Annotated in this window: 16 protein-coding genes; 14 read left to right on the top strand and 2 right to left on the bottom strand. The window is 50.2% G+C overall.

Features of this window, described 5'->3' with window-relative positions; genetic code table 11:
- Positions 1-58: 58 nt before the first annotated feature.
- The 8 genes from IEY53_RS12525 to IEY53_RS12490 all read left to right on the top strand — a co-directional run bounded on the left by IEY53_RS12525 (position 59) and on the right by IEY53_RS12490 (position 12,063).
- Positions 59-2,164: a glycoside hydrolase family 52 protein gene (locus IEY53_RS12525; protein WP_189025348.1), complete on the top strand. Its 2,106-nt coding sequence runs from the start codon at positions 59-61 to the stop codon at positions 2,162-2,164.
- A 205-nt stretch (positions 2,165-2,369) separates the two neighbouring features.
- On the top strand, positions 2,370-3,557 hold the full coding sequence (locus IEY53_RS12520; protein ID WP_189025347.1) for an NAD(P)/FAD-dependent oxidoreductase: 1,188 nt from the start codon (positions 2,370-2,372) through the stop codon (positions 3,555-3,557).
- Between the two features lie 35 nt (positions 3,558-3,592).
- Positions 3,593-4,453 (top strand): sigma-70 family RNA polymerase sigma factor, encoded by an 861-nt coding sequence (locus IEY53_RS12515; protein WP_189025346.1) that lies wholly within the window; start codon positions 3,593-3,595, stop codon positions 4,451-4,453.
- A gap of 58 nt (positions 4,454-4,511) precedes the next feature.
- Complete coding sequence (locus tag IEY53_RS12510; protein ID WP_189025345.1) at positions 4,512-5,261, top strand: MerR family transcriptional regulator; 750 nt, start codon at positions 4,512-4,514, stop codon at positions 5,259-5,261.
- Between the two features lie 193 nt (positions 5,262-5,454).
- Positions 5,455-7,530 carry a HelD family protein gene (locus IEY53_RS12505; RefSeq protein ID WP_189025344.1) on the top strand — a complete coding sequence of 692 codons (2,076 nt, stop codon included), beginning with the start codon at positions 5,455-5,457 and terminating at the stop codon, positions 7,528-7,530.
- A 99-nt stretch (positions 7,531-7,629) separates the two neighbouring features.
- On the top strand, positions 7,630-8,445 hold the full coding sequence (locus IEY53_RS12500) for a MerR family transcriptional regulator (RefSeq protein ID WP_189025343.1): 816 nt from the start codon (positions 7,630-7,632) through the stop codon (positions 8,443-8,445).
- Between the two features lie 113 nt (positions 8,446-8,558).
- Entirely contained in the window at positions 8,559-10,553 is a 1,995-nt protein-coding gene (locus IEY53_RS12495; RefSeq protein WP_189025342.1) for an FAD-binding protein, read from the top strand.
- Positions 10,554-10,851: 298 nt separating this feature from the next.
- Positions 10,852-12,063 (top strand): MFS transporter, encoded by a 1,212-nt coding sequence (locus IEY53_RS12490; protein ID WP_229696121.1) that lies wholly within the window; start codon positions 10,852-10,854, stop codon positions 12,061-12,063.
- A gap of 13 nt (positions 12,064-12,076) precedes the next feature.
- Here the strand turns inward: IEY53_RS12490 and IEY53_RS12485 are convergent, their stop codons facing one another.
- Positions 12,077-12,538, bottom strand: coding sequence for an Lrp/AsnC family transcriptional regulator (locus tag IEY53_RS12485; protein WP_189025340.1), 462 nt, complete (start codon positions 12,536-12,538; stop codon positions 12,077-12,079).
- Positions 12,539-12,708: 170 nt separating this feature from the next.
- Here IEY53_RS12485 and IEY53_RS12480 point away from each other — a divergent pair, with 170 nt between their 5' ends.
- A complete protein-coding gene (locus IEY53_RS12480; protein WP_229696120.1) occupies positions 12,709-13,848 on the top strand; it encodes a serine hydrolase domain-containing protein in 1,140 nt (379 codons plus the stop codon).
- Positions 13,849-14,378: 530 nt separating this feature from the next.
- Here IEY53_RS12480 and IEY53_RS12475 read toward each other — a convergent pair.
- Positions 14,379-15,200 (bottom strand): MerR family transcriptional regulator, encoded by an 822-nt coding sequence (locus IEY53_RS12475; RefSeq protein WP_189025336.1) that lies wholly within the window; start codon positions 15,198-15,200, stop codon positions 14,379-14,381.
- A 186-nt stretch (positions 15,201-15,386) separates the two neighbouring features.
- Between IEY53_RS12475 and IEY53_RS12470 the strand changes: the two genes are divergently transcribed.
- The 5 genes from IEY53_RS12470 (at position 15,387) to IEY53_RS12450 (ending at position 22,276) form a co-directional block, all read left to right on the top strand.
- Positions 15,387-17,132: a sensor histidine kinase gene (locus IEY53_RS12470; RefSeq protein WP_229696119.1), complete on the top strand. Its 1,746-nt coding sequence runs from the start codon at positions 15,387-15,389 to the stop codon at positions 17,130-17,132.
- On the top strand, positions 17,125-18,567 hold the full coding sequence (locus IEY53_RS12465) for a response regulator transcription factor (RefSeq protein ID WP_189025334.1): 1,443 nt from the start codon (positions 17,125-17,127) through the stop codon (positions 18,565-18,567). The genes IEY53_RS12470 and IEY53_RS12465 overlap by 8 nt, the downstream gene beginning before the upstream one ends.
- A gap of 150 nt (positions 18,568-18,717) precedes the next feature.
- The gene (locus IEY53_RS12460) at positions 18,718-20,400 is read left to right on the top strand and encodes an extracellular solute-binding protein (RefSeq protein ID WP_189025332.1); all 1,683 of its coding nucleotides are present in this window, start codon (positions 18,718-18,720) and stop codon (positions 20,398-20,400) included.
- Positions 20,401-20,480: 80 nt separating this feature from the next.
- Entirely contained in the window at positions 20,481-21,371 is an 891-nt protein-coding gene (locus tag IEY53_RS12455; protein ID WP_189025655.1) for an ABC transporter permease, read from the top strand.
- 20 nt (positions 21,372-21,391) lie between these two features.
- Entirely contained in the window at positions 21,392-22,276 is an 885-nt protein-coding gene (locus IEY53_RS12450; RefSeq protein WP_189025330.1) for a carbohydrate ABC transporter permease, read from the top strand.
- The last annotated feature ends 29 nt before the right edge of the window (positions 22,277-22,305 follow it).

The following is a 22,305-nucleotide window of genomic DNA, read 5'->3' as shown; positions in this document are numbered from 1 at the left end:
TAACATATAGAGGAGACCCGGGGATGTCCGGGATAACTGCTGGAGGGAGTGCATTTTTATGCCTCGTAATCAATGGTTTAATGCGCATCATTCACCGATTGGCGCTTTTGCCAGCTTCACCTTGGGATTTCCGGGTGCAAGCGGAGGTTTTGATCTGGAGATGGGGAGACCGCCCAGACAAAATATCTTTATTGGACTGGAGCGGAAAGATGGACAGGGCTTTGATACGTTGCCCTTTCATGAGTCGGTCGGAGACGATGAAAGCAAACGTTACGACATGGAGAATCCAGACCCGAATCCGGACAAGCCAGCGCTGCTGTTTCCTTTTCCGAAGGAGGAGGTCACGAGAGATTTCGGCGTGTCCACCGACTGCTGGAGTGCTGGAGATCTTTCGTTCCGTATCCTGTCGCCGGTACGTTCGGTTCCTGACCCGGACACTGCGGATGAGCAGGAATTAAAGGATGTGCTGCTGCCGGCTTTGCTGGTGGAAATCGAAGTGGATAATACCGCAGCGGCGGGTGTACGGCGCGCCTTCTTCGGATTTCAGGGAACGGACCCCTACAGTGCGATGAGAAGACTGGACGAACCGGCAGAGCTGACCGGTATTGGGCAAGGCCGCTTTCTGGCGATTGCCGCAGAAGAGGGAACGGCAAAGGCGGCGCTGCATTTCACCATGGAGGATATTCTGCAGGCGGAGCTGGAAGAGAACTGGTGTTTTGGACTGGGACGTGTGGGAGCTTTGGTAATGGAAGTGCCGCCGGGTGTCCGCAAGACCTTCCGGTTAGCCGTATGTTTCCATCGCAGTGGACCGGTCACTACCGGGATTGATGCCGCTTACTACTACACGCGTTATTTCAACAATGTGGAATCGGTGGCGGAATATGCTTTTTCCAGATTTGATGTGCTCAAACAAGAAGCGGAACGGGCAAGTGAGCGGTTTGCCGGTCAAACGCTCTCCGAGGACCAGTCCTTTATGCTGGCTCATGCCATCCGCAGCTATTACGGGTCTACACAGCTGCTTGATTACCGGAATAAACCGTTCTGGGTTGTCAACGAAGGCGAATACCGGATGATGAATACCTTTGATCTGACCGTAGACCAGCTGTTTTATGAGCTGCGCCTGAATCCCTGGACCGTCCGCAATGAGCTGGATATGTTTGTGTCGAGATTCAGCTATGAGGACACCGTGCGTTTTCCGGGTGATCGGACCGAATACCCCGGCGGTATCAGCTTCACACATGATATGGGAGTAGCAAATGCGGTATCCCGGCCCGGTTATTCTTCCTATGAGCTGTACGGTCTGGACGGCTGCTTCTCGCATATGACCCATGAGCAGCTGGTGAACTGGGTGCTGTGTGCGGCCGTTTATGTAGAGCATACCGGCGACCGGACCTGGATGGAACGGAACCTGGAGGTTCTGGAGAGCTGCCTGCAGAGTATGCTGAACCGGGATCACCCGGACCCGAACCTGCGGAACGGAGTAATGGGACTGGACAGCTCGCGTACGATGGGCGGTGCAGAAATCACTACCTACGACAGTCTGGATGTCTCTCTTGGCCAGGCGCGGAACAATATTTATTTGGCGGGTAAATGCTGGGCTTCCTATCTGGCGATGGAAAAAATCTTCGGGGCGTACGGCCGCGCAGAGCTTGCCGCAGTTGCCGGAGAGCAGGCAGACCGCTGCGCAGCCACCATCGTGTCCAGCGTAACCGAAGATGGCTACATTCCCGCAGTGATCGGCGAAGGCAATGATTCCAAGATTATTCCGGCGATAGAGGGACTTGTCTTTCCGTATTATACCGGCTGCAAGGACGCGCTGGACCCGAACGGCCGCTTCTCTGCCTATCTCGCTGTGCTTGACAAACATTTGCATGCCGTGCTGCGTAAAGGCGTCTGTCTGTTTGAAGACGGCGGCTGGAAGATTTCCTCCACAAGCAATAACAGCTGGCTGAGCAAAATCTACCTCTGCCAGTTCATTTCCAGGCACATTCTGGGCCATGAATGGGATAAACGCGGGCGCGAAGCCGACCGGACTCACGTGGACTGGCTCACGCATCCCGAGCTCTCCATCTGGAGCTGGAGCGACCAGATCATCTCCGGCGAGATTGCCGGCAGCAAATATTATCCGCGCGGTGTCACGGCAATCCTGTGGCTGGAGGAGTAGGCGATCCTTAAGCTTTATCTTGGAAATCAGAATAGTTCTGCATTAGCAGCGGCGCTCCCGTTAATTGGAGCGCCGCTGCTTTGCGTTAAATGATTCTACCGATTCTGAGGACAATAATGAATTATTTCTTATCCCTCCGGACGTTTACCTGTCACAAAAAAGCCGGTTAATCGTTTTATGTGCAAACGACCAAGGAGTGAAGAAGATGAAAGCAATGACTTATGTGGTCTTGGGTGCCGGTTATGCAGGTATTCATGCGGTAAAGGAGATTCTCAGCACGTTTAAGGCAGAAGCGGAGGGGCCGCCTCCCCGGATCGTGTTGGTGGACAGAAACACGTATCACTTGCGCAAAGTATTACTGTTCAGGCCAGCAGCAACGGGCGAGAATATCATGATCCCTCTGACCCAACTGTATCCCGAAGGCGTGGAGCTGCTCCAGGCCAATGCAACCCAAATTGAAGCCGGAACAAAGCAATTGCTGTATCTGGATTCCACGGGGAAAAAGGGTGTGTTGAGTTATGACCGGCTAGTTGTAGCGGCAGGCAGTGTGGTCAGACAACCCGAAGCGAATCAGGGGGGGATGCCACTGGCAACACCGGAGGGGGCAATGGCCATACGGGAGGCCTGGCAGAGGAATCTGAAGCTGGCCGTTCTGGAGACAGGTGCGGAGGAGCGGGATCGGCTCATGACCATTGCCATTGCCGGAGCCGGAATCAGCGGCATAGAAACTGCTGCGGAACTGGCCCATTATGTTCGTGAAGATGCCCGGCAGTTTGGGCTGGATCCGCAAACAGTCCGGATTATGTTGTACAACTCGAATCACAGGCTGTTCCCGGATGGGCCGTCCAAAGTGGGGGAGAAGCTTGAAAGTTCTCTAGAGGACAAAGGAGTAAAGGTCGTGCATGGAAGCCGTGTCGTACAGGAGAAGTCGGGGACTCTCACTCTCTCCAGCGGGGAGAAACGGCCTGCAGGCTTATGCATCTGGACGCTTGGTCTGCTGCCCAATCCACGGCTGCATGACATCGGCCTGCCGGTCGATCCGCAAGGTTATGTAATTACGGATGCCTGCTACCGGGTTCAAGGGATGCAAGGGGTATACAGCATTGGGGACTGTGCCCGGATTGTGGATCCGTCCAGCGGCCGGGTGGACGGCAAAACCTGCAAGGAAGCCATCGCCCAGGCGGCAAGATTGGGCAAAATCCTATGGGCAGATTTTCAAGGCCGCCGCGCACCGGAGCATAAAGGGTATATTGACTTTTTTTGCTTTGGACTGGGTCCAAAACAGGGGATGGTCTGGACGCATAAATGGGGGCTTGATATTATAATGACGGGCAAACTCGGCTGGAGGATCAGACAATACAGCTGGGAAATGGCCAGTTTAATAATCAAATAACGAAATCTGGGATTAGCAAAGATGGGAGTGCCGTGATGCAGGAGTTGTTTATTCAGTATAAAAAATTACTGTTTACCATCGCTTACCAGTTAACCGGATCGGCTGCGGATGCAGAGGACATTGTACAGGATGTATTCCTGAAGGTGTGCGACGTCAAGCCGCACGGGTTGTCCGAGGTGCCAAAGGCCTACTTGTGCAAAATGGTGGTCAACCGGTATCGGGACCTGCACCAGTCGGCCCGCAAACAGCGGGAGTTATACTTTGGCGAATGGCTGCCGGAGCCGGTCCCGACGGCTCAGGATACGCCTTTTGACTCCCTTGTACGTGAAGAGTCATTGTATTACGGCATGCTGGTGCTGCTGGAAAGGTTGTCCCCCCTCGAAAGAGCGGTGTTTGTGCTCCGTGAGGCAATAGGTTTCGAATATGCCGACATTGCCGGAATCACCCGCAAAAGCGAGGTGAATTGCCGCAAGTTGTTCAGCCGGGCTAAAGGGAAGATGGGCCTGGAGGAAGATCAGCCTGTCCAACTGCAAACTGCCAGCGAAGAGTGGGTGCGTCAATTCATGGAAGCCCTTAGACAAAATAAGGTAGATTCCGTTGTCGAGCTGCTGGCCAAAGATGTGCTGCTGATCTCCGATGGAGGCGGAAAAGCGTTCGCTGCCGTCCATCCTGTTGCGTCAAGGGAGCTTGTTTCCCGCTTTCTTCTCGGGATTATGCAACAAGGGCTTCGGGAGGATAAAGCGATGTTGTTCGATATCCTGAATATCAATGGACAAAAAGGTTTAGTGGTTCGTTCTGATGCCGGAATCGAAGTTGTTGCACTGGTTCAAACCGAAGGCGATACCCTCCGCAACATCTATCTTGTCCGCAACCCGGATAAGCTCAGACTTTTTTAGGGTATTGACTCTCCTCCAAGGGGAGCCTCTACACTTGGCTAAGAAAGGAGAGAGCGCAATGTTATATACAGTAAAAGAGGTAGCATCCTTAGCTAAAGTAACCGTCAAAACACTGCACCACTACCACAAAATCGGCTTGCTGCCGCCAAGTGAAGTCAGTGAGGCCGGTTACCGGCTGTACGGTACAAAGGAGCTGGAACGCTTGCAGCAGATTCTGCTGTACAGGGAATTGGACTTCACGCTCGAGCAGATTAAGCAGCTGCTTGAAGAGGAGCCGGAGCGTTCATCCATTCTGGCACAGCAGCAGGAATTAATTCTGCTCCGCAAGCAAAGGCTGGAGACGATTCTGGAAACCTTGCGTAAATCGATAGACTGTGCGGAGAAAGGGGAAACCATGGACGATCAGGAGCTGTTCAAAGGACTGGAAAGCGAGGAAGCGTGGCAAGAGGCGCTGCAAGAGCAAAACGAATATCTGAAAGAAACGTATCAGTTCGATCTGCTGGATTCAGCGCAACTGGATCTTCAGAATATGAATGATATGGCGGCAGAGGCGGCATCGTTCATGAGGGCTATGGCCACCGCTTTACAGGCGGGTGTAAAGCATAATGACGGGAAAGTTACCGGTTTATTGCGCAGCCACCTTGTATTCCTGAACAAACAGGGACATTCGATATCGGCTGCGGAGTTCGCCGCGCAGAACCGCTTTTTCCTTGGAGACGATTTTCATCGTCAAATGCTTGAGGGCCAGCAGACCGGTTTGGCCTATTATTTATCTGCTGCGGCAGAGGCGTATGCATTAGAAACTTAACTGCAGTTTGTTAATCTAAAAAAGAACGTCCTGTCTCCAAGGTTGAACAATGGAGGGGACGTTCTTTAACTATGTAACGGTATTTTTGGACCCACGATAATTACATAATAAATCAAATGAAAGTATAAGTCTATATTTTTTTTGGATCCCTTCTATACTTAAGAGTATTACAGATAGGGAAAAGAGGGATAGAGTGACCGTTAATCGTAGTGAAGCGGAAGAAAAACGCTATTTGGAGGAGGTTGTGTCCAAACTTCATCAGTCCTTGCAGAACCTGGAAAGCAAGATTAGTTCAACGAGGGATGAAATTATTGAATCCAAGCGATATGTCTGGACAAATACGGCGGAGCTCGATCCTGTGGAGCGGGCGGCGAACCGGATGGAGATTTCATTGACCATTGATCACGGTGAAAAAGCTGTGCTGAAATTAAACAGAATTCAAAAACTGATTGCAGCCCCTTATTTCGGCAGAGTAGATTTTGTGGCGGATGAACAAACAGAAGCGGAGACCTATTATATCGGGGTGCATCCTTTCACTATGGAGGGGAGTCAAAAGAATGTTATTTATGATTGGCGTTCTCCTGTGGCCAGTATGTTTTATGACTATCAGACAGGGAAGGCCCGCTATTCGTCTCCCCAAGGAGTAGTTGAAGGTGAGATTGGTTTAAAAAGACAGTACCGAATTAAACAAAGCATCATGGAGTATATGATTGAAAGCTCTATGAATATTAATGATGATGTGCTGCAAAAGGAACTTAGCCTTACCTCCGACGAGAAGATGAAGAATATCGTAGCCACCATACAGAAGGAACAAAACGTAATCATCAGGGATGAACACTCGCATGAAATGATCATTCAAGGTGTTGCCGGTTCCGGTAAAACCTCCGTCGCATTGCACCGGGTCGCTTTTTTATTGTACAGATATAAAGAAACCTTAACCTCGCAAAATATCCTGATTATCTCTCCGAACAAAGTGTTTTCCGATTATATATCGAATGTCTTGCCCGAACTGGGGGAAGAAAATATAGCGGAAATCAGCTTCGACGACATTGCTGCCGGCGAACTTGCTGGCCTATGCCATGGCCAAACCTTTTATCAGCAGGTCTCGGAGCTCGGGACATCCACAGATGTCTGTCTGATTGAACGGATTGAATATAAAGCCAGTGTAGATTTTATATATGAATTGGATCATTTTATAGAATATATACAGGAGAACTATTTCCAGCCAGTCGATATCGTCCTCGATGAGGTAAAAATAGACCAAGCAGAGATCTGGAACGCCTATCGGGTTTCCGGCAACCTCCCCATTAAACTCAGGCTGGAGAAAACAGCCTTGAAGATCACGGGGAATACGAAAGATATACACGGCGATAAATTAACGGCCAAGACTGCAACTAAAATTAGAACATTGATCAAAAAAATGTTCAAAACTCAAAACCTGCTGTTGTTATACACGGATTTCTACAATTATATCGGGAAACCCGAATGGTTTAAATTGAAAAAAACGAAAACCCTGGAGTTTGCCGATGTTTTTCCAATGGTATACTTAAAAATTCGTCTCGAAGGCTCAAAAAGTTATGAGGCTGTGAAACATCTATTGGTGGATGAAATGCAGGACTATACCCCTATTCAGTATGCAGTTTTATCCCGCCTGTTCAAGTGCAAAAAGACGATTCTCGGGGACAGCAACCAATCCGTTAATCCGTACTCCTCATCGTCCCTTCAGGTGATCCGAAAAGTATTCCCGAGCGCGCACACCGTTGAATTACTGCGGAGTTACCGTTCGACAATGGAAATTATCGATTTTGCCCAGAAAATAAATCGCAACAGCAAGCTGATTCCGCTTGAACGGAGCGGTCCGTCCCCCAAAATCTTTAGAGCTGAAGAAGCGGATAGCGAACTTAATCAAATCAACGCATTAATCAGGGGATTTCTGGAATCAGAGCACCGGACTTTAGGGATTGTCTGTAAGACGCAAGATCAGGCGGAAAGGATGTATCACGAGCTTTGCGGGGGATATAAGGACTTCTTTTTGCTTGATTATAGCAGCGATAAGTTTCATGAAGGAATCATTGTCACTTCCGCTCCTATGGCCAAAGGCCTGGAATTCGACCGGGTTCTCATTCCTTTTACCGATGCTTCGAACTATAAGACAGAAATGGATAGAAGTTTGTTATATATCGCCTGCACAAGAGCCATGCATGTACTTACGATCACTTACTTTGGAGAGGTTTCTCCGTTGCTGCCTCCAGGATATGAGGAAGTGTAGTCAGACCGCTTAGATGTGATAAACACCACAAAGCCTTCCGCGGAAACCCTCTATCATTGTGCATAAGAAGGATAGATGATGAAGCTGGGGGGCTTTTCCATGAAATATACGATCGGCGAATTTGCAGCGCTTGTGGGTGTGACGGCAGATACATTGCGGTTATATGAAAAACATGATATTGTGCGGCCGAGGAAGGACGATCATAATAAGTACCGTTATTTTAATGATTTGGACGCCAGAAATTTGCTGTCGAGCAGATGGTACCGGAGTATGCAAATTCCGCTTCAGGACGTTGCGGGTCTGATCAACGGCGCGCCGGCCGAACGGGTAGTGGAGTCCATCGCCGCCGCACGGATGCAGCTGGAAGCGGAAATTAAACGCAGCACCTTACTGTTGAATAAGATGAATGAAATCCATACAGAGCTGGCCGAGATCGGCGAATCGTATTACCAATGCCGAATCAGGCAGATGCCGGGGGTGTACCGGATCCAGCAGACACACAAAAATCATTTACTGCAAAAGGATAGTTTGAAAAAAACGGCCGGGGTCTGGATGGAGCTGCTGCCGTTTACGTTCTACTCGTTCCGAATAGAGAATACGAGGGATATCTTTGGATGTGCAGGGCTTGATTACAGCTGGGGACTGGCCTTGCTTGAAGAGGATCAGCAAAAGCTTGGGGTTTGCATTAACGACTGCATGGAATACCTTCAGCCATCGACCTGTATATCCTCGGTCATTGCCAGCAGCTATGAAGAGGATATCGAAAGAGAGTCTTTTCAATTTATGCTGGATTACGCGGAGCAACAGGATTACGCCATCGTCGGCGATATCCACGGCAAGATACTTTTCACGGAGAGGATGAATGGGGAGAACCAAACGTTTCTGGAGATTAACATCCCGGCTGAACCAAGATAAAGGCGGGCTCTCCTGAGGGCCTTGAGAAATAATTCACATATAATTCATTGACCTTGGTGCGGCACCAAGGTTTACACTCTGTTCGTATCGACTAAACAACAGGGGGAAAAGCAATGCGCAAGCAAACACAGAATAAAATATCCATATTAGCGGTGTGTCTGATCATGGTTCTCTCACTCCTCAGCGGATGCAGCGGCAAGGATTCGGCCGGACCGGCCGCATCAGAGCAGCCATCTGCGCCGCCGGAAGCTACGCAGCAAGCGGCAACGGATTCGAGCGGGGTACCGGCTTCTTTTAAAGCGGGAACCTATCAGGCGGAAGCCGAAGGCAAAGACGGCACAATCCAGGTAGAAGTCACACTGGATGAAAAGCAAAAAATCACCGATATCCAGGTTGTCAGCCAGACGGAAACCGCAGGCATCGGTGATGCGGCTATTCAAACTATCAAAGAGCAAATCATTGCCGGACAGACCCTGGCCATTGATGCCGTCAGCGGTGCCTCGGAATCGAGCGCAGCTATCCTGAGCGCCGTTGAGGATGCTGTCAAGCAATCGGGTGGCGATGTCGCGGGTTTCAAATCAAGGGAGGTTGCCAAAGCCGGTGAAGGTAAAACAGAGCAGCTGTCCGCCGATGTTATAGTCGTGGGTGCGGGGGCATCCGGTGTCTCGTCGGCCGTTTCGGCAGCGGACAAAGGGGCGAAGGTTATTATTATCGAGAAAACGGCCACAATTGGCGGGGCGAGCAATTTGTCCTGGGCGGGCAAGTTCTATAATTCATCCGCCGCCGTCAGCAGTGGACTCAAAGTCAATGTGGAGAAAGAGATTTCCGACTGGATTGTGAATAATCACTGGAGAGTGGACGCAGCGGCGATCCGCCAGTACGTGACAAAGTCGGGAGCTACTTATGATTGGCTGAATCAAAAAGGCTACAAAACCACCTTCATTAACTTCGCCGGAGAACAACTGCACATGCTTCCGGCCTATGACACCCGCCAAACGGCACTAAAGGCGATGCTGGCTGAATCGGTGGAGAAAGGCGGGGGACAGGTCATTACAGAAACTACCGCTAAAAAGCTGATGACAGACTCAAGCGGAGCGGTTACCGGTGTGGTTGCCGAAAAAGCTGACGGCACTACTCTGGAGATCTCCGGCAAAAGTATTATCATGGCCACTGGCGGTTATGCCGCCAATAAGGAAATGGTCAAAGAAGCTTTTGGTTTTGAGGGAGTCAACGGCGGACTTGGCCAGAATATTGGCGAAGGTCTGAAGATGTCCTGGGATGCCGGGGCTAAGGTCCCCGATAATTTCGGCGGACAAATGCTGCACCAAACCCTGGCAAGAGCAACGGACAAGTTGAAAGCGGAGTATCAGCCTTTTGAAGCCAGCTACCCGCTTATGCTCACCTATCTGCCCACCTTGATGAATGTCGGTTCTTCCGGAGCCAGATTCAGAGACGAGGCAGCTACACTTACCGCCGTAGCGGCCGCGAATACCAGCGCGTTCAACGGAGCCTATCATTTGGTGATCGTTTCGCAATCGCAAATCGATGCTTTGAAGGCCAAAGGGATGAGTGGGATACAAGCTCCGGGTCTGCCGGGAATGCCGCCGGAATTCTATGCTTCGTTCGCTGAACAGTTCAAGCTGGACAACCCTTGGAAGAACGCGGACAAAGTACTTGATTCTATGGTAAAGAACGGGGATGGCTATAAAGGCAGCACCCTTGAAGAGCTGGCGAACAATGCCGGCATGGATGCCGCCGTGTTCGCCGATGCTTTCGGGAAATATCAGGAAGCAACTAGAACAGGCATCGATACCGAGTTCGGCAAAGCCAAGGATTATTTAGTCCCTATGGGTGAAAGCGGTCCTTATTATGCCATTATCGCCGAGATTAACAATTTGGGTTCGGTCGGCGGGTTGCTTGTGAATACCAAGTTCCAGGTGCTGAACGAGAAACGCGTGCCCATTCAGGGTCTGTATGCGGTGGGACTCGAATCCGAAGGCGTATTGTTCAATGATACCTATGTCGGAAATGGCGTAGGCATCGGCTACTCCTTCACCTCCGGCCGTCTTGGCGGCGAAGCGGCGGCAAGCGGTGCGTTGCAGAAATAACATTATTTATTACATGATAAGCAGAAGCCTTAATCTTCACATCGCTGTCCTGCAGCTCCTATTTATGAACCGGAGCTGCGGGATAACGGGTGCATTTTAGGGCTTCTTATGGTTTGACTTTTAAATTAAAGGTGAACGGTTATTTTTAAATGTAATACAGTTTGAAAAGAATGGAATTTACCTTGAATATTCTATGTAAAAAGAGGGCTCTATTTTGTACACTTATATTCACCAAGCGGGCGCCCGCTTAGTAGATCACTTTAAGGGATTTAAGAAAATGAAAGGGGGCTGCGCTACTTTGAACAAGCATCTGGATTCTGCCACACCTAGTGCGGCTGATCGCATTCCAGCTACTAACCGTCTCCCATGGGCAGGACTCTTAGCCCTGGCAGTTGCAGGTTTTATCTGTATTCTCACCGAGACGATTCCCGCGGGCTTATTGCCCCAGATCAGCGGAGAGCTTGGAATCTCGGAGGCTTTTGCCGGGCAGCTTGTCACGCTTTATGCCCTGGGCTCCTTGCTCGCTGCGATTCCTTTGACCACAGCGACCAGGGGGTGGCGGAGACGGCCGCTGCTGGTGTTATGTATAAGCGGATTTCTTGTGTTCAACACCGCAACTGCGCTGTCTTCCAGCTACACGCTGACACTGATTGTCCGGTTCCTGGCAGGCGTTTCTGCCGGTGTGCTGTGGGGAATGACTGCAGGCTATGCCCGGCGCATGGTGCCGGATGATCGCAAAGGGCAGGCGATGGCGGTCGCGATGGTGGGCACTCCGCTTGCTCTTGCATTTGGTGTCCCTGCCGGAACATTTCTGGGTGTCCTTGTGGGCTGGCGTGCTGTTTTTGCAATCATGTCGCTGCTTGCCGTGCTGCTGCTGGTCTGGATTCTTTGGAAAATGCCGGACTATCCCGGTCAGCCAGAGGGTAAACGCCTCTCCCTTAAGCAAGTGATGGGCATCCCGGGGGTAAGGCCCGTATTATTGGTCGTCCTGGCCTGGGTGCTGGCCCATAACGTTCTCTATACTTATCTTGCCCCATTTCTGGTCACAGCCGGGCTTGCAAGGCGGATCGATCTGGTACTGCTTATCTTTGGGCTCTCATCAGTTGTGGGGATATGGATCATCGGAGTATGGATTGACCGCATGCAGCGTCCCCTGGTGTTAATCAGCCTCTTTGGGTTCGCCTTGGCGTCCGTCTTCCTGGGAATAGCCGGGAGTCAACCGGTGATCATCTATCTGGCGGTTATGGTATGGGGGTTGACGTTCGGGGGAGCCGCTACCTTGCTGCAGACGGCAGTGGCCCAAGCCGCCGGTGAAAGTGCTGATGTGGCCCAATCGATGCTGGTGACGGCATGGAATCTGGCGATCGGCGGTGGCGGCTTCCTAGGCGCTATTTTACTCGAAACGCTGGGTGTTCGTTCATTTCCCTGGACGGTGTTCCTGCTGCTAATCCTTGCGCTGCTCGTAGTATGGCGGTCGCGGGAGCATGGATTTGTTTCCCGCAGGCAATGAGCTGCCTCGCAGCTTATCCCACTTCTCCAAACCTGAGTGCTTCCTCCAGGGAAGGAATGAGATATTTATGATCGATCGGGGAGGACATGACAATCAGAATCGTATAGTTTCCATATTTGTCACACTGATTGCCGAACTCTTCCAGCGAGTGTGTAGAGTCCGTCATCACTTTCAATAAATAATTATGCTCTCCGCTAATGCGGTGGCATTCGGCAACATGTGGCGATGAACGAACGAAATCGAGAAAAGCTGTGCATTCTCTCGTGGAGAACAGAATGTAGGCTGTCGCTTGCTTGCCGACTTTTTCGGGAGCAATAATGGCACGGTATTCCTCAATCACACCGTTCTCCTCCATCCGCCGGACTCTTTCCGTTACGGCAGGCTGCGAGAGGCCTACGCTTTTGCCCAGTTCGGTCATGGAGAGCCTTGCCTGGCTTTGAAGGTGGAACAGGATTTGCTTATCAACATGATCCAATTATATATCCTCCTTTGATTGTAAGGTGCTTAGGGTAAAATGAAGTACATTTATAAGCATTTGGGCCATTATAGATATAATATGCCATGTGAAATCAATATATTGATTCAAATCATACACTTATCTCGGTAAATTAACAATACTTATATAGTCTGGAGAGGATGATAGTAATGCTGAAAACCCATATAGATCAAGTTATAGAACGTACACTTTCTGAAAAAAGGATTGTTGGAACGGTGGTCCAGGTGTCCCTTAATGGAGAGCAGGTGTATAGCCGTGCCGCCGGTTATGCTGACCGCGAACAGCAAAAACTTATGCAGGAGAATGCTATATTCCGGCTGGCCTCCGTGTCCAAACCTATCGTGTCTACCGCTGCACTGGTGCTGGTAGCCCAAGGCCGCCTTGGGCTGGATGACCGGGTGGACCGCTGGCTGCCTGAGTTCAGCCCCCGTCTATCCAATGGCGCTCCTGCGGAGATAACCGTCCGCCAATTGTTGACGCATACGGCAGGACTGACCTATCGCTTTTTTCAGAAGGAGAATGACTCCTATGAGCGGGCCGGAGTTTCAGACGGAATGGATATGAGCGGCATCAGCTTGGAAGAGAATCTGCGCCGATTGGCCTCTGCACCGCTTTTATACACACCTGGAACAGAGTGGAAATATTCCATTGCAACGGATGTGCTCGGTGCAGTCATTGAGAAAGCTGCGGCTGTTCCGCTGAACGAAGCGGTGCGTACATTGGTCACCGAGCCGCTCGGCATGAACGATACCGGGTTTAAGGCGGTGGACGCTTCGCGTCTTGCGGTTGCCTATGCAAATGATGAGCCTGAACCCCGCCGGCTGCTGGATATTGATTATATTCCATTTTTGGAAGGTACCGCAGGCTTCAGGCTGGCTCCCATCCGTGCCCTTGACGACAAGGAATATACCTCTGGAGGGGCAGGCATGGTAGGCAGTGCGGGAGACTTTATGCGGCTGCTAGAAATCTTGCGGAAGGGTGGAACACCACTTTTGCCGGAGAGTATGGTACGCGAAATGGCCGCCAATCAGATTGGCAGTCTTCCGATGGCTTATTGGCCGGGACGGGGATTTGGCCTCGGCTTCACCGTACTTAAAGATCCGGCAGCTGCCGGAACCAGCGAGTCCCCGGGAACCTGGCGGATGGGCGGGACTTATGGCCATTCGTGGTTCGTTGATCCACTTCAAAAATTAAGCGTTGTGGCCTTTACCAATACTGCACTTGAAGGAATGTCGGGCCAGTTTACGGTTGACCTGTGTGAAGCTGTGTATGAAGGTCTGAAGGAATAAAGCTTATATATCATAAAGCGGCAGAGATGCCGCTTTATTTGTTGTTTAGGAAATGATGCAATGCCCAGTGGATATCTTGGAAGCTTCAAATGAAATAGGCGGTGCAGGAGGGTCGGGCTCCATCAACGGAGTGAAGCGGACAGAGAAGACCCTATTTTGCGAAAAAGCCTGCTTTTCTGGGGGATTCGGACTCAGGAGCCGTTATATCGTTCGATTGAGCCTGGAATGAGGGGAGATAGGACAATTAGCGGAATCTCTGTCCGTTTATCCTGCTGAATAGACAAATCCTCCCCATTAACGGATTTCCTGTCCGCATCAGCCGAGGATAGATCGTGAAGGGATCGCATCATGTCCGCAGAGGGACCCACGCCAAATCGCACGGTCAACAATGCATGTCCTAAACACGCTATAAGGGCGAGAGTTGTGCAACTGGCGAAGCTGATTTAACGTTTAAGTGAATAGGGTGTAATCCGCAGACAAGCCCGGCCTAAGCCGGGCTTGATTTGTGTTCTAAGGGTTAACCTTCCGGTTTAAGCTCTGCGGGTAATCGGATAACAGGCTTCTGTCACCCAATTCTCCGGGTTCGGGTCTTTAGCCGGTGAGACATGATAGATGATAAACATCGGTCCGCTTAACTCATAACGATTGTCTTCCACCCACTGCGCTGCTGCTTCCTTAACTGACTGCATCTGATCGTAGTTCCCGTTAACCATTACAGAGGCGACCGTCACTTTATCGAAACCTTTGAATAGGACATCGTCCGTATTGCTGTAATTCCCTGTCACCGCTGTTTGCACTTCAATATCCACTGCGGTTTCTTTATACTCCGGATCATGAAATATTGCCGTGACGTAGGCAGGATCTGCGACTTTGATCTGCTGTGCTGCAATTTCCGCCCCTAGCAAGCCCCAGAGCTTCCCCTCCTCGGTATAGGCAGGAATAACTTTACGTACACTGGCAACCTGATGTGCCGGGATTTCCTTGACAGATACATGATAATTCATAGAAATAACATCCTCTCTTAATAGTTCTAGCGAGCTTTCCAGCAGCCTGCTTTGCTTCTGAAGCAAGTGTAGCTCTTCGGTGACCTCGATTTCCCGCAGGGTGAAGTAAGCCCTGAGCCGTTCGGCATCCGCAGCAGATTCCAGCATCTCCTTGATGATCCCGAGTGAGAAGCCCATCTCCTTAAGCTTCTGAATCTTGTTGATCGTTCTGAGCTGGGCCGCAGAATAATAACGATAACCGGAAAGGTCATCCACATGTTCTGGTATCAGCAATTTCAGCTTGTCATAATGACGCAGCATTCGCACACTGACCGCGGACAGCTTGGAGAAATCTCCGATTTTGAACATGGTAACGTGCACTCCTTCATTAAGTTTTTGCGCAAAAATCTTAACTTGCTGTCATCATAAATCCTCACACTGTGATAGAGTCAAGCGTTTTAAATCACAGCACTTTCTGTCTGCAAAAGGAGGAATTCTTTGTGTCTTAAGAGAAAATGGCTAGGAATAACAAGATGTATACAAGGGAGTGACATCATGACGGCAACAAAAAGTCGATTGCGCCAGCATCTATATGACTATCTGACATTAAAAAGGAGGATCATATTCATTTTTTTGGTCAGCACTCTGATTCCGTTCATTACGATCATTCTTATTTCTTATTTTACCATTTACTCCATATTGACGAATAAAATTCAGACCGGCATTCAGAACAATCTCAGGCAGGTGGAGCTTTCTTTGGAGAGCTCGATCAATAACCTCAATCATGTCTCGCAGCAGCTTGCCTTCGGCGGGATTGTCGGCAACCGACTGGATGAGCTGCTGTCTGCCAAGAAGCCTTTTGACCGCTCCAAGCTGCTCAGTGATTTGAAGGAAGAACTGGGCCTTATTACGTTTACGAACCCCAGCATTGGACTCACCCTCTACTATTTCAAGGACGATCATAGCTATGATCTGGCTAATTTTGGTGTCAAGGACCCATTCTCTCCGCAAGCCCTGCCTCTTCTGGCCGAATACAGCAAAATTTCCTATTACGGACCTCATGTCAGCAATAACCGTTTTGATAACGGATTTGTGCTGTCAGCTATGCGGAAGGTGGATTTGCCCCATCAGGAGGAAGTCTACATTTATATTGAGACGGGATTTAAGCTGACCCAGAATATTCTTCATAATGATCAGATCGGCGGCACCACCTCACATGTATTTTTGGATAACCACGGGAGGGTGGCCTATAGTGACGCAGCCGATTTTCAGGTGGATACCTTGTTCCCCCATTTTGACAAAAAACAGATGTCGGGCACCCAGAATGGATATTACTGGTTCCGTGAGGTAAGCAATCAAGGCTGGAGCATTATTTCCCTGACCGCGAAATCGGACTACAACAAGGAAATGAACCGCTGGTTCGTCCAGATCGGCCTGTTCTCCCTGCTGTTTCTGGGCATGAGCCTGTTCCTGGCCTGGCTGCTGTGGAAGATGGTGTACCGCCCCTTGAACGGGTTCAGCAAAGAAATCAAACGGATGGCTCAGAATAAAGTGCAGACCACAGCTATAGAGACGAACATCCCGGAATTTGATTTCCTTGTCGCTCAGTTTAAGCAAATGAAGACACAGATCTGGGAGCTGTTCGCGGAGGTTGAGCTGAAGGAGAAACGCCGGGCTGATCTGGAAGTCGAAAAGCTGCTGTATCAGATCAATCCGCATTTTCTGATGAATACGCTTGATACGGTGCATTGGCTTGCCGTCATGAATGGGCAGGATGAAATCGACCGGCTGGTGTTGTCCCTGAACAAGCTGCTGCATTATAATCTGGGCAAGCTGGGTCAGACTTCGACCATTCAGGAAGAGATTGAAGCGGTGCAGCAGTATTTGCTGCTTCAGCAGATCCGATATGATTTTATGTTCGACGTTCATATTCATGTGGATGCTGAGGTACTGCGGGTTCCTGTGCCGCGTTTTATTTTACAGCCGCTTGTGGAGAATTCACTGTATCACGGGCTGGATGATGAAGGTTACATCGAAGTGGACGTTCGATTGACCGACAAGATTGATATTTACATCAGGGATAATGGTGCTGGGATGTCAGCGGAGAAAATTCACAGTTTGCTGCATTCGCCTGAGTCTGCCGGCGGCAAGGTGGGAATGGGAATTGGGATGAATTATGTGAACCGGATGATTGAGAACTATTATAGCGGGCAGGCCATGCTTAGTGTGACGAGTGTCAAGGGCGAAGGCACCACGATTCGACTCAGCTTACCCTTTGGAGGTGGAAATCAGCATGATTAAAGTAGTGGTGGTGGATGACGATAAGCTGGTCCGGAAAGGGCTGATCTCTGCCATGCCCTGGCAGGATTTTGACATGGAAGTCATTGGAGAAGCAAGCAACGGGGAAAAAGCGCTGGAATTTCTCGCCCGGCATGAAGTGGATCTCCTGCTTACGGATTTGTCCATGCCGGTCATGTCGGGAAATGAGCTGATGCGGATTGTCCGGAGGCAGTATCCCCATATGCATATCGTGGTGCTTACGCTGCATCAGGATTTTGAATATATCCAGGAGGCCATGAGGCTTGGGGCTATTGATTATATTGCCAAGGTGCAGCTGGAGAAGGAACGGTTTGAAGAGGTGCTGGGACGGATTCATAAGCGGATTCTGGAGCAGGAGGAGAACAGCCCCGGGAAACTGGCGGGCATGCGGCGGGATGAGAATTTTGAGCTGGACCACGGGTATGTGCTGGTATCCACAAACCGGGTATCCGCAGGAAAAGAGATTCGGAATGAATGGCCGGAGAAGGAAGTTGTTCTCACAGAGCTGGGCATTAATTTGTTCTTTTTCCATTCTGTTCGTTATTCGGACTCTACTCTTTGGCCGGACAAGCTACTGCAATTTATCGAGGCCCGTACGGACTGGATGCTGATCCGGGTGAAGGGTATGATCCATCTGACACCTCAGGAAGCGTATGAGCGGATTCGCAGATATAGGGAGGGGGAGCTTTTCTACGACTATGATCCCAGCCGCCAAATGTTGGAGAAGACGCTGGAGGAAGCGGGTAACAGCCAGCAGCATTCCCCCGAACCTCCTGCCCGCGACCTTACCTCAGACTGGCTTTCACTCGACTGGATTTACCAGGATACGCTGATGAACAAGCTTCTCCAGGAGCTGAAGGAACTCCGGCTGCCGCAAGGCAAGCTGATGGGGGTGCTGTATGTGCTGGCGGACCGGTGGAATCAGCTGTTTCTTAAGATCAGTCCCATTGCTGTGCAGCTTCAAGATCCACTGGACTCCTGGCTGGAAGTAGAAGAGTGGTTTAGGCAGATCCGTGGACAAATCCGGAATACCCTTGGGAGCAGCGGCTTCTCACCGGAGGTTCTACAATCTGTGATGAAGGCAATTGTAATGCTCCATAAGGAACTGGATCAGCAGATTACGGCTACAGATTTAGCACGCAGAGTGAATATGAGCCGCAGTTATTTCAGCCAGTGCTTCAAAGAGATTGTCGGAACGAATTTCAATTTGTATCTGCGCCTGGTACGCCTGACACAAGCCCAGCACTACCTGCAGTACACCAATAAGACCATTCTGTGGATTGCGGAGCATGTAGGCTACGAGGATGAGAAATATTTCAGCCGTTCGTTCCGGGAATATATCGGGATGCTGCCCAGCGAATTCCGTGCCATGGCCCATGAGGGTAGAACAATGTCTTCCAAACAGGGGGAGAAATGAGCGGTCCGGGTCCGCTATAGGTTACGGGTAGACCCCATCCCAGGTCAGTTTTCTACCTATTGTTGAAACCGCTTTCTATCCGGTAAACTTCAGGTCCTGTGTTACCTTATAGAGGCACCATAATCTAAGCGGATGAAAGAAGGGGCGAAGATGAAGAAAGCGAGACAAGCTGCAGGCATGGCACTTGCAAGTACAATGCTGCTGCTCTCCGCATGCGGAAGCGGCAACAGTACCAACTCCGGTTCAGGCAATGCTGTATCCCAAGATCCAAACGATCCGTTCGGAAAGTATAGCGACACCATCACGATTACGATCGGCAAGGAAGTGGATGCTGCGGACAAAAGTTTACCTTCCGGAGACACGCCCGAGAACAATACGTACACCAGATATATTAAAGAAAAGCTGAATATTGAAACGAAGATTGTCTGGCAGGCGGGTGTTGGCAAGGATTATATCCAGAAAGTAAACCTGTCCATTGCCGGGAATGACCTGCCGGATGCGCTGGTCGTCAACGATACCCAATTAAGACAAATGGTAAAAAGCAACCAGCTCGCCGATCTGACGGAGGCTTACAATCAATATGCTTCGCCTACACTGAAAAGCATCATCGACTCTACGGATGGACTGGCGATGAAAGCCGTGACCTTTGACGGCAAAATGTATGCCTTGCCGAATGTAACCGCCGAATCGGATATGCAGCATATCATGTGGATTCGCAAAGACTGGCTCGACAAGCTAAAGCTTGAAGTGCCGAGAACGGTCGAGGACCTGGAGAAGGTGGCCAAAGCTTTTGTGGAGCAGGACCCGGATGGCAACGGCAAAGCGGATACGATCGGGATTACCGGCCCGCAGTCCGGTGGTCTGCTTAATGCTGATTTCATCCGGCCGAACAATAACAATTATGGCTTTGATCCGGTATTTGGCGCTTATCATTCCTATCCGGGCTTCTGGCTGGAAGGCAAAGACGGCAAGCCTACCTACGGCTCCATTGAGCCGGAGACCAAAGAAGCGTTAGGCAAGCTTCGGGACCTGTACGCAAAAGGCCTGATCGATCAGGAGATGAGTATCCGCAAGGATGCCCAGGAATTAATCAAAAACGGCACTTCAGGAATCTACTTCGGATTGTGGTGGGCCGGTGGATACGGTCCTTTGGCGGATGCGATCAAGAACAATCCCGAGGCGAATTGGCAAGCGTACACTCTGCTGGACAAGAGCGGGGAATTCACCGCGCATATGGGAACGCCATCCAACCAATATCTGGTGGTGCGCAAGGATTATAAATATCCTGAAGCTGCGATCAAGATGGAGAATTTGCTGCTGCGGGATGAATCGTCATTTGATGTCAGTGTAGGGATCGGCAACTACCCGCTGCGTATAGTTTTTGCACCAATGGATGAGATGTATGTGACCTACAACATGATGAAAGAGGTACTGGCCGGTACCAAAACAGCAGAGGATATGGATCTGCCAGGCTACAAGCTGCTCAAGTCGGATGCCGAGAACATTAAGAAGGTGAAGCTGGAGCCCTATGACAAAGTGGATATCCAATATTGGGACCCGGATGCCGACATCGGCGCGTGGAAACGGATGTATTCTACGCTGGTCGGCATTGCACCGCTGATGGAGCCCTATAAGAAGACGTACAGCTTAACGTATTCGCAGACCAAAACCATGGAGAGCAAATGGGCGACGCTCGACAAGCTGGAAAAGGAGACCTTCCTCAAGATTATTATGGGTGCCGCGCCGCTGGAGTCTTTTGATACCTTTGTGGAGGATTGGAAAAGGCAAGGCGGTGATGAGATTCTAGCCGAGGTAGCAGAATTGGCGGAGTAAAAAGCACAGCCGTGGGGGAGGGCCGCAGAGCATCATCAGCGGCTTTCTGTCCATAGCTGAGAAAGGAAGTGAAGTGGCTTATGGTCAACAAGGGGTTTGCCAAACACTATTATCTTATGCTTCTGCCTGGTTTTATCTGGTTGATTCTGTTCAGTATTGTGCCAATGTTCGGAATTGTCATGGCGTTTCAGGACTATAATCCGGGTTTAGGCATTTTGCATTCCGAATGGATTGGACTGGACAACTTCAAATATATGTTCTCGCTGAATGACAGTGGCACCATTCTGTTCAACACCCTGTTTATTGCGGTCTTGAAGATTCTCGGGAACCTGTTGATTCCGCTGGTCTTCGCCTTACTGCTGAATGAGTTGAGGGTTATCTTTCTGAAAAGATGGATTCAGACCATCGTCTATCTGCCTCATTTTATCTCATGGGTGATTCTGTCGGGGATTCTGCTTGATGTGTTTGGTTATACCGGACCGGTAAACCAGATCCTCTCCGTCTTTGAGATCAAGCCCATATTATTCTTTGGACGGGCGGATTTATTTCCTGCACTCGTTGTGGGCAGCGATATCTGGAAGGAATTCGGCTTCAATACCATTATCTATCTGGCTGCTTTGACCGGCATTAACCCGGCGCTGTACGAGGCGGCCGCTATCGACGGTGCTTCGCGGATGCAGCGGATACGCCATATTACCCTTCCCGGTATCCAATCGGCCATTGTCCTGCTGTCTGTACTTAGCCTCGGCAATGTACTGAATGCCGGCTTTGAACAGATCTTTAATCTGTACAACCCGCTTGTCTATTCGAGCGGTGATATTATTGACACCTGGGTTTACCGTACGGGCCTTGTGGATTTGCAGTTCAGCCTGGCTACGGCCATGGGACTGCTCAAGTCTGTGGTCAGCTTTATCATGATCACGGTTTCCTACTATTTGGCTTCGAAATTTGCCAATTACCGCATCTTTTAAGAGAAGGGAGCGCTTGGGCCATGGTTAAAGACAACACAACAGGCTCTAGAATATTTGATGTGTTCCTGATTGTCCTTCTGGCCGGCATTGCAATTCTTTGCATACTTCCCATCTGGTATACGCTGGCCGTCTCGCTCAGCGATAATGCAGCTGCCGGTTCGGGGAGGGTGGGACTGTGGCCTGTAGGTTTTAATCTAAGCTCCTATAAGGAGATTATGGGTGACCGCAAGTTCTTGAATTCGTTCTGGATTTCTATCCAGCGGGTATTCCTGGGAGCAGGGCTGAACTTTGTCATCATTCTGTTGATGGCTTATCCTTTGTCCAAAAGTTCGAAGGAGCTCCCCTTCCGCAATGTGCTCATGTGGGTTCTGGTGTTCACGATGTTGTTTAACGGGGGCCTGGTCCCGTGGTATATGACGGTTAAATCGCTGGGGCTCATTAATAATATCTGGGCACTTGTGCTCGGCGGCAGTGTTCCGGTATTCAGTGTAATTCTGGTTGTGAATTTCTTCCGTAATTTGCCCAAAGAGCTGGAAGAGGCGGCTCTGGTGGACGGTGCCGGTCCTTGGCGGATGATGATGCAGATATTTGTTCCGCTTGCGGGGCCGGTCATTGCCACAGTGACCTTATTCAGCATCGTGTACCACTGGAATGAATTTTTTAATGGACTTGTGCTGATGTCCGCTGCGGATCATTATCCGCTGCAGACCTATATTCAGCAAATGGTTGTGGTGGTGGATGCCAATACCATGACAGCCGAGCAGATTCAGCGGATGAGCGAGCTGTCGAACCGGACTTTGAACTCCGCCAAAATCTTTATTGCAATGATCCCGGTGCTGATCGTCTATCCCTTTTTGCAGCGGTTTTTTATAACCGGAATTACGCTGGGGTCGGTGAAGGAGTGAAGCAGAACATGCCGTGGCGACGCACTAAC

This window comes from Paenibacillus albidus (assembly GCF_014644435.1).
GTDB classification, from domain to species: Bacteria; Bacillota; Bacilli; order Paenibacillales; family Paenibacillaceae; genus Paenibacillus_AQ; species Paenibacillus_AQ albidus.
Note: the sequence above shows the minus strand (reverse complement) of the source record. Positions and strands in the feature narration are given on the sequence as shown.